A 12,992-nucleotide genomic window follows, 5' to 3' on the forward strand; every position below is an offset into this window, starting at 1 on the left:
AATGCCACCTGGTCGTAGTCGAGATCATCGAGCAAGCCGGCCACCACGGTGGCGAAATCCGCCACCGCCGTCCCTGGCTCTACCTCGATGCTCATACCGTTGACCTTAAACGTCGCCACTGACAAAACCGTTCACCGACCAGTCAGGGATAACTCCCGTAGCCACACCAGTGATCCGATTCATGAAGACCACGATAGAGGCCGGCTCTGACACTTTTCGCGGGTGGCTTCCACGGCAGGCATGGCTTCTGAAATTGACAACACCAGGGCGGTTTCTGACAACACCGTGACAACGCCTTTACGTCGAGACCTGCTTGCGGAAATCGCTACCGGCGAGGGTCTCGATAAGCTCGACCAACGGAGGCGCCGGATCATCGAATGTGAGGTCGTCCAGAATTCCGGGTGCACCGATGTCGAGATCGCAGCCGCGCCGTCACCGTCCGCCACGCGCTACCGCCGTCGTCCGTCCGACTGTCGCGGTGCGGTGCCGTCCGGTCGACAGGGATCCCGGCATCCGCCGGGATGACGAAGGGGCGGGTGAACTCGACCACCGGTGCGAGTCGATCGCTAGTGGCACGAAAAAAACCGTCCCCGCGTTCCAACAGTCCTCAGCTGGCTCGACGGACCCGTCCTCCGCAGGGTCTCGACGGCTCGACCAGCGGTGCCGGCGCCGGGTCTCCGCAAAAGGGACGGGAGAACCGTGTCAGCTATCCACGGGTTACCGACCGCCAGCTGACTGGCAACTCAAGGAGCCACTGACGCCCTGCAACGCGCCATTGACGCCCGTTTGTGGCAGTCAGCGCTCAGCGGGGCGATCCGGGCTGTCCGACGGACCGGAGGTCCCGCTGGCGGCCTCGGTCGGCTGAACCGGCGGGACAACCGGAGCCCAACCGGTTGGGGGCGGGACGGGCGTCCCGACGACGGGATCCTCGTCATCGGGGCCGAGGTCGACCACGGGGTCGGGGTCGGGCGGGCTGTGGTGGCTGGCCGAGGGGGTCATCACCACCGGCACCGCGTGCGGAACGATCAGTCCGGGCGGCCTGGTCGTCTTGGGCCGCGACTGCGTCGGCGTGCGGGCACCGGGTGCCTGCGACCCAGGGGTCACTCGAGGACTCGCCACCGGTCCCCCACCAGCCTGACCGGCGTGCCCACCTGCGACGCCGGCGGCCGGCGCGAGCGTGGTCGTTCCCTGCCCGCTCAACGGCTGGCTTGCGGGAACCGGAGCAGCCGACTCGGGGGAGGCGCTACCGGACCCAGTCCCGCCGGCCACCCGGGCACCGCTGCGACCGGCAGCCGCTCCCCGCGTCGAGGCGCCTGCCGCCTGACCGATGCCCCAGATCAGGGCGACCGCGGCCAGGAACGGCAGCAGATGGGCCACCCAGCTGAGCCAGCCGGTGGGCTCCGGGGGCGCCTCCGGCGCACCCGCGGCGTAGGTCGTCCAGCCGAACTGGATCAGCCAGTGGGTGACCAGCAAGGTGGTGCCCGTCCACAACAGCGCGTGACCGCGACCGATGCGGCGGCCGACGTAGACCGTGGCGACCACCGTGGCCACCACGAAGACCAGGGTGCGCAGCAGCGCGAGGAAGATGTCCATCGGGTGCCTCCACTTCGGGGTGCGTGCTCTCACCCTAGTAGCCACCACCGACACAAACGCTGCGCGGGCAACACATCCGCCGACACCGGTTTTTCGGTTGCCGTTGCAGGGCCCCCAGGCCGGGTGTTAGGTAGGTCCATGAGTTCAAAGGTGAACGCCACGACCATGCAGCCGACCAGTCCCGACGACGTCCGCAACGTCGTCCTGATCGGAAACGCCGGCTCGGGCAAGACGTCCCTCTTCGAGCAACTACTGAAGGCCCGGGTGCCGGGCTATCGCGGGGAGAAAGAGGACGCCGAGCGGGCGTCCCAACTGTTTCTGGCGTCGTTCGTCACCGGTGACACGATGGTGAACCTGCTGGACGCCCCCGGCCACCCGGACTTCGTCGGCGAGTTGCGGGCCGGCATCCGGGCCGCCGACGCGGCCATCTTCGTCGTCTCGGCCGCGGACGGCGTCGACGGGGCCGCCCAGTCGCTGTGGCAGGAGTGCCGCGAGGCGAACCTCCCCCGGGTCATCGTGCTGACGAAACTGGACGCCGGCCACGCCGACTTCGACACCGCGGTCGCCGACTGCCAGGACCGGTTCGGCGACGGCGTCCGGCCCACCCACGTGCCGACCTTCGCCGGACCCGGGCAGGTGGTCGGCAACATCGGCCTGCTCACCTTGGAGGAACACGACTACTCCGGCGGGAACCGGGTCGTCCGGACGCTGAACGCGCACGACGACCAGGTCGAGACCTACCGCGGCCCGCTGATCGAGTCGATCATCGCCGAGGCCGAGGACGAGGGCCTGATGGACCGCTACCTGGAGGACGACGAGCACCTCGACCTGGCCGACCTGCTGGACGACCTGATGAAGGCGGTGGCCACCGCGAATCTGTTCCCGGTGGTTCCGGTGCAGACCGGCACCGGCGTCGGCATCGAGGAGTTGCTGGCGCTGATCGAGCACGGTTTCCCCACCCCCGGCCTGCATCCGAATCCGTCGCTGACCACCACCGACGGCGAGGTGCTGCCGCAGCCCGACTCCGATCCGGAGGCGCCGCTGGTCGCCCAGGTGATCCGGACCACCACCGATCCGTTCGCCGGCCGGCTGTCGATGGTGCGGATCTTCTCCGGCACCCTGCGCACCGACGACATCGTGCACGTCTCGGGGCATCGCTCCTGGGTGTCGGGCCGCGACGACGATTCGCATCCCGACCACGACAACGAGGAACGCATCGGGCTGATCCAGGGCGCCGTCGGGGCCGAGCTGAAGCCGCGTCCGCAGGCCATCGCGGGCGAGATCGTGCTGCTGCCCAAGCTCAGCACCGCCGAGACCGGTGACACGCTGTCGGCCAAGGACCGTCCGGGCGTGGTGGAGGCCTGGGCGCTGCCCGAGCCGCTGCTGCCGCTGGCGATCCGGGCCGCCACCCGCAACGACGAGGACAAGCTGGCCGGCGCGCTGCAGCGGCTCGCCGTGGAGGACTCCAGCGTCCGGGTCGATCGCGGCGCAGGCGACCAGTTGGTGGTCTGGACGACCGGGCAGGCGCACGCCGACCTGCTGCTGGGCCGTTTGGTCGAGCGCTACCAGGTCCGGGTCGAGCAGGAGGAGCTGAAGATCCCCATGCGGGAGACCTTCACCCGCAAGGTGTCCGCGCTGGGGCGGCATGTGAAGCAGTCGGGCGGTCACGGCCAGTACGCCGTCTGCAACATCGAGGTCGAGCCGCTGGAGCGCGGCGCCGGCTTCGAGTTCGTCGACAAGGTGGTCGGTGGGGCCGTGCCCCGGCAGTTCATCCCGTCGGTGGAGAAGGGTGTCCGCAACCAGCTCGAGAAGGGCGTTTTCGCCGGCTACCCGATGGTCGACGTCCGGGTCACCCTGTACGACGGCAAGGCGCACTCGGTGGACTCCTCGGACATGGCCTTCCAGATGGCCGGCGCCCTGGCGATCAAGGAGGCCGCCGGCGTCACCGGCGCGGTGGCGCTGCTCGAGCCGCTCGACCTGGTCACCGTGACGATCGCCGATGAGTACCTCGGCCCGGTGATGACCGACCTGTCCGGACGCCGCGGCCAGCTGCTCGGCTCGGATGCCGCCGACGGCAGGTCGATCGTCCGTGCCCTGGTGCCGCAGGCGGAACTGGCCCGCTACGCCATCGACCTGCGCGGCATCGCCCACGGCTCAGGCACCTTCACCCGCGAGTTCCACGGCTACGAGGTGCTGCCCGCGCAAATGCTGGGCAAGTACAAGAAGTAGCTCACAGCACCTCCGAACAGCGAAGGACCCGGGCGCTGCGCCCGGGTCCTTCGGTGTGCTGGTTCAGAACGAATAGACCGGCTGGCTGCCGTACGGAATGTGATCGGAGTCGACGATCTCCTTGCCGAGCGGCACGCAGGTGACCGGGATCATCTTGATGTTCGCGATGGCCAGCGGGATGCCGACGATGGTGATCGCCTGGGCTGCCGCGGTGGTGAGGTGGCCGATGGCCAGCCAGAGTCCGGCGACCAGGAACCAGATGATGTTGCCGAGCGCGGAGCCGACGCCGGCACCCGGCTTGTGGACGACGGTCTTGCCGAACGGCCAGAGGGCGTAGGCGGCCATCCGGAACGAAGCGATGCCGAACGGAATGGTGATGATGAAGATGCAGGCCAAAAGGCCGAAGAAGAAGTAGCCGATCGCGAGCCACAGGCCGCCGAAAACCAGCCAGATGACGTTCAACAAGGTGCGCATGGGTGAGTCAGTTGCCTTTCGTGGACCGCGGTGGGTCCGCCTCACCAGTGTGACCCAGCCCAGGCCTCGTGCGCCCCGCCTTCAGGGTTATCCCAGGGGGGCCTCCGCCCTCGGCCGGGCGGGCACCGGGTCTCGACAAGCTCGACCGACGGATCCGGGCGCGTGTCGGCACCAGGACCCGACCGGGTCTCGGCAAGCCCGACCAACGACGGACGGCGGTCAACGACCGACTGCGGGGCTTCGTTACGCTGACCCGCATGGCTGAAGCGCGACCACGGGTGCATCGAGAGGTCGTTTCCTTCGTCCGGCGCAGTTCCCGGATGAACCCCAGCCAGCAGAAGGCCTGGCGCGAGCACGCCGACTGGGTGATCCGGGTGCCGGCCCGCGACACCGACACCTCGGTCGCCCCCGACGCCCACCTCGATGTGACGGATGCGTTCGGACGCGAGGCCCCACTGGTGGTGGAGATCGGCGGCGGCACCGGCGACGTGATCTCGGCGGTCGCCGCCAAGCACCCGGACCGCAACTACCTGGCCTTCGAAGTGTTCGAACCCGCCGTGGCCAGCACGCTGTCCAAGTGCGCGCGGGCCGGCGTCGACAACGTCCGGGTGGTGGTCGCGAACGGTGTGGACGCCGTGGCCACCCTGATCGGCGACCGCGCGCTGACCGAGTTGTGGACCTTCTTCCCCGATCCGTGGCACAAGAAGCGGCATCACAAGCGCCGGCTGGTGTCGCGTCCGTTCGCCGACCTGGTGGCCGCCAAGCTGGCCGACGACGGCGTCTGGCGGCTGGCCACCGATTGGGAGGACTACGCGCTGGCAATGCGCGAGGTGCTCGACGAGCATCCACTGCTGGTGAATCGTCATGACGGCTGGGCGCCCCGGTGGGAGGATCGTCCGCAGAGCAGGTACGAGGCCAAGGGAATCGCGGCCGGACGAACCATCTACGACCTGTGTTACGGCATCCGAGAAGGGGGACGGCGGTGAGGCTGCGCCTCGACATCGCCTACGACGGCACCGAATTCCACGGCTGGGCGGCCCAGCGCGGGCTGCGCACCGTGCAGGAGGAACTGGAGGCGTGGATCCCCCGCGTGCTGCGGCTCAACGAGCCGGTCAGCCTGACCTGCGCCGGCCGGACGGACGCCGGGGTGCACGCCCGCGGCCAGGTGGCGCACCTCGACCTGCCCGACGTCACCGACGTGCCCAAGACGGTCGCCGAGCTGAGCTACCGGCTGCGCAACGTGCTGCCGTCCGACCTGGTGGTGCGGCGGGTCAGCCTGGCCCCGCCCGGCTTCGACGCGCGTTTCTCGGCGATCTGGCGCCGCTACGTCTACCGGATCGCCGACTCCACCCCCGACCCGCTGCTGCGCATCCACGTCACTGCGCTGCGCACCGAACTCGACCTGCAGAAGATCAACGCGGTCGCCGGCAAGCTGCGTGGGCTGCACGACTTCGCGGCCTTCTGCAAGCAGCGCGAGGGCGCCACCACGATCCGCAATCTGCTGCAACTGTCGGCCCGGCGCACCTGGGGCGACGTGGCCGAGATCACCGTGAAGGCTGACGCGTTCTGCCATTCGATGGTCCGCTCCCTGGTGGGTGCACTGGTCGCGGTCGCCTCCGGGCAGCGCGATGCCGACTGGCTGGCCGGGCTGTTGGACGCCCGCGAGCGGGTCGGCGAGATCCGGGTGATGCCGCCCGGCGGGCTGACCCTCGAAGAGGTGGGCTATCCCCGCGACCGCGAGCTGGCTGCGCGGGCGGTCGAGGCCCGAGCCCGGCGCACCTTGGAGCCGGCCGACTCGGAGTCGCCGGCATGAGCCACTACTTCACCCAGCCCTCGGCGGCCGAGAAGCGGCGCAGCGTCGACGTCCGGTTCTGGGACACCGACTGGCGGTTCACCACCGCCAACGAGGTGTTCTCCGCCGACGGTCTCGATCTGGGCACCGGCGTGCTGCTGCGCTCGGCCACCCCGCCCGCGGACGCGACGCGGTTGCTCGACCTGGGCTGCGGCTGGGGGGTGTTGGCGGTCGCCCTGGCCACCGCCTGTCCCGGCGCCGTGGTGGACGCCGTCGACGTCAATCCCCGCGCGCTCAGCCTGTGCGCCGACAACGCCCGCGCCCACGGCGTCGCCGACCGGGTCCGCCCGATGCTGCCGGACGCCGCCGACCCGGCCGTCCGCTACGACGAGATCTGGTCCAACCCGCCGATCCGGATCGGCAAGGACGCCCTGCACGAGTTGCTGCTGACCTGGCTGCCCCGGCTCGCACCCCACGGCGTCGCCCGGCTGGTGGTCGGCCGCAATCTGGGCGCCGACTCGCTGCAGCGCTGGCTGATCGACCAGGGCTGGGCCTGTGAGCGGACGGCCAGCGCGAAGGGTTTCCGGGTGTTCGCCGTTCACCGGGCGACAAGCTGAGCTTCGCCAAGGAAGTGCTGACCAACTGCGTCATCCCGGGCTCTCGCGGGAGAGATCCCGGATCAAGTCCGGGATGACGACGGAGTGGCTGTTCCGCTACCGGGCGTCGAGCCCTAGTGTGGGCGCGGGCCAATCCTGGCCGTCGGGGATGAGCGGAGATCGACATGGCGGACGAGAACGCGGCAGGCACCGGGAAATTCCTCGACGACCTGGTGACCAGGGCCAAGGGCGTCGGGGGTCAGGTCCGCGAGTTCACCGAGGACGCCTTCGACCGAGTCCGGGAGTTCTCCAGCACGGCCGGCGAGAACCTGAAGGGATTCGCCACCGACGCGGGCGAGAACCTCAAGGGCCTGGCGACCGACGCCGGCGGCAACATCAAGGAGTTCGCCAGCGGCGCCAAGGAGAAGAGCCAGCAGGCGTTCGACGACCTCAAGGGACGCCTCGACGGCAGCAAGAAGGAGGAGGGCTCCGACGATTTGGAGTGACCTGGGGTTTCGACATGCTCAACCAGCGGTCGGCGATTTTCCCGAGCCCGATCCGGAGCGGCCCACCTGGTCTAGGCTGAACTCACCTGAACATCAGCAGGGGAACCCGGTGCGAATCCGGGACTGACCCGCAGCCGTGACGCCAGCGATGGCCCAGTCGGAATGCCTGCCGTTGTTCTGGCTCTGTCAACCTGTCGTGGCACACGGGTGAGCCGGATGGACCCCGGGTCCGGTCTCGCGCGGATGCCCGCGCGAAAGGACCATCCAGATGCACTCATCACTGAGGCGCTCCCTCGCTGTCGGGACTACAGCAGCCCTCACGCTCACCGGCCTGATCGCCTCCGCGCCCGGCGCCACCGCCGCGTCCGAGGCGAACGCGACCAAGGCCGCCAACTTCCTGGTCCGGAATCTTCCGGCCACGGGCGACGGCGCGGCGGCGTCCATGACCGCGGCGCTCGGCCTGGCGACCACCGGGGACTGCAGCTACGCACCGGCCGCGCGAACACTGGTCAAGCAGATCGAGAAGAACGCCAAGTCGTACCTGTACCCGAGCAAGAAGCTCAACCAGGCCAGGGCGGCCAACATGGCGATCACGGTGACGGCGCTCGGGCTCAACCCTAAGAAGTTCGCCGGCTACAACCTGGTCTCACTGGTCACCAAGAGTCTGCCCAAGGACGGTCAGGTCGGCGCGTCGAAGTCGGCGTTCAGCCAGAGCCTCGCCCTCATCGCGCTGAAGCGTGCCGACGCCACCATCCCGGTGACGCTGCTGACCAACCTGCTCGGCCAGCAGGGCGACAACGGCGCCTTCGGCTACGAGTGGGACAACAAATTCAACGCCGACCCCGACACCACCGCGATGGGCATCCTGGCGCTGAAGGCGATCGGCCAGCTCAAGCCGCAGCAGGCCGCCGCCACCGACTGGGCCAAGGACGCCCAGAAGCCGGCCGGCTACTGGGAGAACTACTCGCCGGTCGACTCCACCGCACTGCTGGGCTCGGCGTTGGGCAGCGGCACCCAGGTGACCAAGGCCAAGGAGTGGCTGGCCACCGTGCAGCAGTCCGACGGCGGCTTCCCGAACTCGCTGGACGAGGGCACCGCGTCCGATGTGACGGCCACCGCCAACGCGATGTATCTGATCACCGGCAAATCGCTGCTGAACGTGTCGCTCAACCTGAGCAAGTGCCCGAAGAGTCCGCCGTCGCTGCCGAAGGCCAGCACCTCGTGCAACGGCGTGTGGGTCGTGGTCAACCGCGGTAACGGTGAGGCGACCGTGCGCTGCGCCACCAAGTACGCCGACGGCCTCGCGGCGCTGAAGAGCGCGGGCTTCTCGACCAAGACCACGCCGACCAACTTCGGCCCGTTCCTGTGCCAGGTGCAGGGCTACCCGAGCAAGTGCACCTCGACGGCGAACACCTTCTGGGGGTACTGGACGGCCAAGCAGAACAAGGACGGCAGCTGGGGCAAGTGGACGGAATCGCCGATCGGCGCGTCGCAGTCGAAGCCGGCGAAGGGCGTCGCCGAGGGCTGGATCTACGGCCCGTGGCTGGACGGCGCCCAGCCCGAACTGACCGCTCCGCCGAAGGCCTACACCGCCAGCCCGACCCCGACCATCAGCGGGACGGCCAAGGTGGGCAAGACCCTGACCGCCACGGCCGGCAGCTGGGAACCGCAGCCGGAGAGCCTCGGCTACCAGTGGTACCGCTCCGGCAAGGCCATCTCCAAGGCCACCAAGTCGACCTACAAGCTGACCAAGTCGGACGCCAAGAAGAAGATCACCGTCAAGGTGACGGCGAAGAAGGCCGGCTACGAGACGCTGGCCAAGACGTCGAATGCGACCGGAAAGGTCGCCAAGTGAGGCGATTCCTCGCCACGGTCGCGCTGGCGGCGATGCTCGCCGCCGGCGCGGCCGCGCCGTCCACCCCGGCTGTCGCGGCCGCCCCGGCCCTGCCGCAGGCGGCGTCCTGCAGCGGCGTGTGGGTGGTGGTCGATTTCGGCAGCCTGGGCGGCATCTCATCGCGGTGCGCGACCAGTTACGGCACCGGGATGGCGGCGCTCCGCAGCGCCGGGTTCTCCCCCTCCGTCAGCGAGGGCTTCGTCGACAAGATCAACGGCAAGCCCGGCAAACCCGACCGCAACAAGGCGTACTGGTCGTACTGGCACGCCACCCGCAAGGCGGACGGCAGCTACAACGGCTGGACGTACTCCAACCTGGGCGCCAACAGCTACCGGCCGAGCGCCGGCAACGCCGAGGGCTGGCGCTACCAGTCGCTGAGCGAAGGCAAGGTTCCGCCGGGTGCGGCCCCACCGTCCGGTACCAGCGACCCCAAGCCGACACCGAAGCCCACCAAGTCGAGCAAGCCGAAACCCAAGCCGACGAAGCAGCCCAGCAAGAAACCGACCACCAAGCCCACCGCGTCCGCGAAGCCGAGCAGCAAGCCCAGCGCAAGCAGCAAGCCCAGCGCAAGCAGCAAAGCCACGAGCAAGCCGAGCAGCACCCGGTCCGGCAAGGCCCGCAGTACCTCTTCCCCCTCCACCACGGGCACCCCCTCGACACCCGTCGTCTCGTCGGCACCGGTCGCCAGTCCGACACCCGGCGACAACGAGGTGCCGGTCAATGGCGAGACACCCTCGGCAGCACCCGCCGATGACGCGGGCAACGGTTCCCCGGTGGGCCTGATCACCACTCTCGGCCTCGTCGTCGCCGGCGTGGCCGGACTCGGCGGCTGGTGGTGGAAGGGCAGGAACTCCTGACCCGCACACAGCCGAAGCCGGCACCCTCGGCACCGGTACATCCGTGGGCCTGGTGGTGCTGGGCGATCGGCATCGGGCTGGCCGTCAGCGGCACCACCAACCCGCTGCTGCTGGTGCTGATCGCGATGGCCGTGATCCTCGTGGTGATGATCCGGCGCACGGCCGCACCCTGGGCCCGCTCGGTGCGCGCCTACCTGCTGCTGGCGCTGTTCGTGGTCGGTATGCGGGTGTTCTTTCAGATCCTGATCGGCGGCGGCACTGGCGAGACGGTGCTGTTCAGCCTGCCCGAGATGCCGCTGCCGGACTGGGCGGCCGGTATCCGGCTGGGCGGGGCGGTGACCGCCGAAGGCCTCGTCTACACGCTCTACAGCGCCCTGCGGCTGGCCGTGATGCTGCTCTGCGTCGGCGCCGCGAACGCGCTGGCCAACCCGCGGCAAGCGCTCAAATCGGTGCCGGCGGCGCTGTATGAGGCTTCCGTGGCGGTGGTGATCGCGCTGACCGTCGCACCGCAGCTGATCGAGAGCGCGCAGCGGGTGCGCCGGGCCCGACGGCTGCGTGGCGACGGCGTCCGCGGACTGCGGGCGCTGGGCCGGATCGCGCTGCCCGTCCTCGCCGACGCGATCGAGAGGTCGATGGCGTTGGCCGCCGGGATGGAGGCGCGCGGCTTCGGCCGCACCCGTGGCGAGCCGGTGCCGGGCGCGCTGCCGCTGATGATCGTCTCGTCCATGGTGGCGTTGCTGGGTGCGTTCCTGCTGCTCAGCACCGCGTTCTGGGAGGCGGCCACGGCCGCCCTCGTGCTCGGTGCCGCCGGCACCGGGTGGGGGTTGCGCCGGGCCGGACGCAATCTGCGGGTGAGCGCCTACCGCCCCCATCCCTGGACGTGGCGCTCCACCGGCGTCGCGCTGAGCGGCCTGCTGACCGCCGCGGTGGTGCTCGGCCTGGGATGGTTCGACACCACCTACGACAGCGTGTTCCCGTCCACCGATCCGCTGGTCTGGCCGGAGCTGACGGTGCCGATGTTGCTGGCGGTGGCCTGCTGCCTGGCGCCGTTGCCGCTCACCGTTCCGCCACGGTTCCGCGGCGTCGAAGCCTCCCGTGCCGACACCCGCGTCCGGGCCCTGCGCGGTGGAGCACCGGCATGATCGCCTGGCAGGACGTCACCGTCACCTACCCGGACGCCGACCGGCCCACCCTGCGCGGGGTGACCCTGGAGATCCCGGACGGCGACCTGTGCCTAGTCGTCGGGCCCACCGGCAGCGGCAAATCCACCCTGCTGGGCAGCATCAACGGCCTGGTGCCGCACTTCACCGGCGGCACCCTGAGCGGGCGGGTGACCGTCGCCGGACGCGACACCGCCGGTCATCTGCCCCGCGAGCTGGCCGAACTGGTCGGCTACGTCGGCCAGGATCCGCTGCGTGGCTTCGTCACCGACACCGTCGAGGACGAGGTCGCCTACGGCATGGAGCAGCTCGGCGTCGCACCGGTGGCGATGCGCAAGCGGGTCGAGGAGACGCTCGACCTGATGGGCATCGCCGAGCTGCGCCGGCGTCCGCTGGTGGAACTCTCCGGAGGCCAGCAGCAGCGGGTGGCGATCGCCGCGGTGCTGGCCGCGCAGCCCCGGGTGCTGGTGCTGGACGAACCGACCTCGGCGCTCGATCCGACCGCCGCGCAGGACGTGCTGTCCGCGATCGCCACCCTGGTGCACGAGGTCGGTCTGACGGTGGTGCTGGCCGAGCATCGGCTGGAGCGGGTGATGCAGGCCGCCGATTCGATGATCTGGCTGCCCGGCGACGGCAGCGCCGAGTACGGGCCACCGGGCGAGATCCTGGGCCGCGCCTCGGTGACCCCGCCGCTGGCCGCCCTGGCCCACACCCTGGACTGGGCTACCGTGCCGCTCAGCGTCCGCGAGGCGCGGCGGCGGGTGCAGGCGTCCGGTGTCACGATCAGCGCACCGTCCGCCCCGGCCCCGATCTCCGGCCCGGCGGCGCTGAGCGCCCGTGACGTCGAGGTGCGCTACGGCCCGATCAGCGCCGTTAGGGGTGTCGATCTCGACCTGCACGCCGGCAGCGTGACCGCCCTGCTCGGACGCAACGGCGCCGGCAAGTCGTCGCTGCTGTGGGCACTGCAGGGGGCGCTGACCAGTGCCGGAACGATCACCGTGGGCAGCCAGGACCCACGACGGCTGGGCGCAGCCGAGGCGCGCCGACTGGTCACCCTGGTGCCGCAGACCGCCGCCGACCTGCTCTATCTCCCCACGGTCGCTGCCGAATGCGCCCAGGCCGACGCCGAGAGCGGCGCCGAACCGGGCACCACTCGCGACCTGATCGCCCGGCTGGGTCTCGATCTGCCGTCCGAGCGCGACCCGCGTGACCTTTCCGAAGGCCAGCGACTCGGCCTGGTGCTGGCGATCCAGCTGGCCGCGCGCGCTCCGGTGCTGCTGCTGGACGAGCCCACCCGCGGCCTCGACTATGCCGCCAAGGCCCAGCTGCACCAGATCCTGGACGCCCTCGCCGACGACGGCGTCGCCGTCGCGCTGAGCACCCACGATGTGGAGTTCGCGGCGCTGGCCAGCCGACGGCTGCTGCTGATGGCCGACGGCGAGGTGATCGCCGACGGCAACACCGCCGAACTGCTCACCTCGTCCCCGGCCTACGCCCCGCAGATGGCGAAGGTGTTCGCCCCGGTTCCGGTGCTCACCCCAGCCGACGTGGAACGCGGGCTGCGATGACCGGCGGCAGGCGCTGGGCATCGATGCTCGCGCTCGGTTCCGCGGTCATCGTCGGCGCGGTCGCCTTCGGCTGGCCGCTGTTCCTGCGTCCGGAGAGCAGCGCCAGCCCGCTGCAGGCTCCGATCGTGCTCGCCCTGGTGTTGGCGCTGGTGCTGTCGGTCGTGCTGGCCGAACTGGTTGCCGGCGGCCTGGACGTCAAAGCGCTCGCCATGCTCGGCGTGCTGGCCGCGGTGGGCAGCATTCTGCGTCCGCTGAGCGCCGGGACGGCCGGTTTCGAGCTGGTCTTCTTCCTGCTCATCCTGGCCGGACGGGTGTTCGGCGCC

Annotated in this window: 11 protein-coding genes, 1 pseudogene and 1 riboswitch; of the genes and pseudogenes, 10 read left to right on the top strand and 2 right to left on the bottom strand. The window is 70.1% G+C overall.

The annotated features are described in order from the left end of the window. Window positions 1-795: 795 nt before the first annotated feature. Window positions 796-1,593 carry a hypothetical protein gene (locus tag Q0066_RS07590; protein WP_298131675.1) on the bottom strand — a complete coding sequence of 266 codons (798 nt, stop codon included), beginning with the start codon at window positions 1,591-1,593 and terminating at the stop codon, window positions 796-798. 138 nt (window positions 1,594-1,731) lie between these two features. On the opposite strand from Q0066_RS07590, the gene Q0066_RS07595 reads away from it, so the two are divergent. Continuing rightward, entirely contained in the window at window positions 1,732-3,822 is a 2,091-nt protein-coding gene (locus Q0066_RS07595) for an elongation factor G-like protein EF-G2 (RefSeq protein ID WP_298131676.1), read from the top strand. Between the two features lie 63 nt (window positions 3,823-3,885). Here Q0066_RS07595 and Q0066_RS07600 read toward each other — a convergent pair whose 3' ends face one another. Further along, complete coding sequence (locus Q0066_RS07600; RefSeq protein WP_298131678.1) at window positions 3,886-4,296, bottom strand: YccF domain-containing protein; 411 nt, start codon at window positions 4,294-4,296, stop codon at window positions 3,886-3,888. 257 nt (window positions 4,297-4,553) lie between these two features. On the opposite strand from Q0066_RS07600, the gene trmB reads away from it, so the two are divergent. The 9 genes and pseudogenes from trmB to Q0066_RS07645 form a co-directional block, all read left to right on the top strand. Next, complete coding sequence (gene trmB, locus Q0066_RS07605) at window positions 4,554-5,282, top strand: tRNA (guanosine(46)-N7)-methyltransferase TrmB (RefSeq protein ID WP_298131680.1); 729 nt, start codon at window positions 4,554-4,556, stop codon at window positions 5,280-5,282. Further along, complete coding sequence (truA, locus tag Q0066_RS07610) at window positions 5,279-6,109, top strand: tRNA pseudouridine(38-40) synthase TruA (RefSeq protein ID WP_298131682.1); 831 nt, start codon at window positions 5,279-5,281, stop codon at window positions 6,107-6,109. The genes trmB and truA overlap by 4 nt, the downstream gene beginning before the upstream one ends. Further along, a complete protein-coding gene (locus Q0066_RS07615; RefSeq protein WP_298131683.1) occupies window positions 6,106-6,705 on the top strand; it encodes a methyltransferase in 600 nt (199 codons plus the stop codon). Before truA ends, Q0066_RS07615 begins: the two co-directional genes overlap by 4 nt. A 164-nt stretch (window positions 6,706-6,869) precedes the next feature. Beyond that, window positions 6,870-7,190, top strand: coding sequence for a hypothetical protein (locus Q0066_RS07620; RefSeq protein ID WP_298131685.1), 321 nt, complete (start codon window positions 6,870-6,872; stop codon window positions 7,188-7,190). A gap of 56 nt (window positions 7,191-7,246) precedes the next feature. After that, window positions 7,247-7,379: riboswitch (cobalamin riboswitch) on the top strand. 79 nt (window positions 7,380-7,458) lie between these two features. Then, window positions 7,459-9,045 (top strand): prenyltransferase/squalene oxidase repeat-containing protein, encoded by a 1,587-nt coding sequence (locus Q0066_RS07625; protein WP_298131686.1) that lies wholly within the window; start codon window positions 7,459-7,461, stop codon window positions 9,043-9,045. Continuing rightward, window positions 9,042-9,941 carry a hypothetical protein gene (locus Q0066_RS07630; RefSeq protein WP_298131688.1) on the top strand — a complete coding sequence of 300 codons (900 nt, stop codon included), beginning with the start codon at window positions 9,042-9,044 and terminating at the stop codon, window positions 9,939-9,941. The genes Q0066_RS07625 and Q0066_RS07630 overlap by 4 nt, the downstream gene beginning before the upstream one ends. Next, entirely contained in the window at window positions 9,917-11,083 is a 1,167-nt protein-coding gene (locus tag Q0066_RS07635; protein WP_298131690.1) for an energy-coupling factor transporter transmembrane component T, read from the top strand. Before Q0066_RS07630 ends, Q0066_RS07635 begins: the two co-directional genes overlap by 25 nt. Next, window positions 11,080-12,669: an ABC transporter ATP-binding protein gene (locus tag Q0066_RS07640; protein ID WP_298131692.1), complete on the top strand. Its 1,590-nt coding sequence runs from the start codon at window positions 11,080-11,082 to the stop codon at window positions 12,667-12,669. The genes Q0066_RS07635 and Q0066_RS07640 overlap by 4 nt, the downstream gene beginning before the upstream one ends. Further along, window positions 12,666-12,992 (top strand): annotated as a pseudogene (locus tag Q0066_RS07645) (ECF transporter S component); the annotation flags it as partial. The gene Q0066_RS07640 and the pseudogene Q0066_RS07645, both read left to right, overlap by 4 nt.

Source organism: Micropruina sp., assembly GCF_027492755.1.
Taxonomy (GTDB): domain Bacteria; phylum Actinomycetota; class Actinomycetes; order Propionibacteriales; family Propionibacteriaceae; genus Micropruina.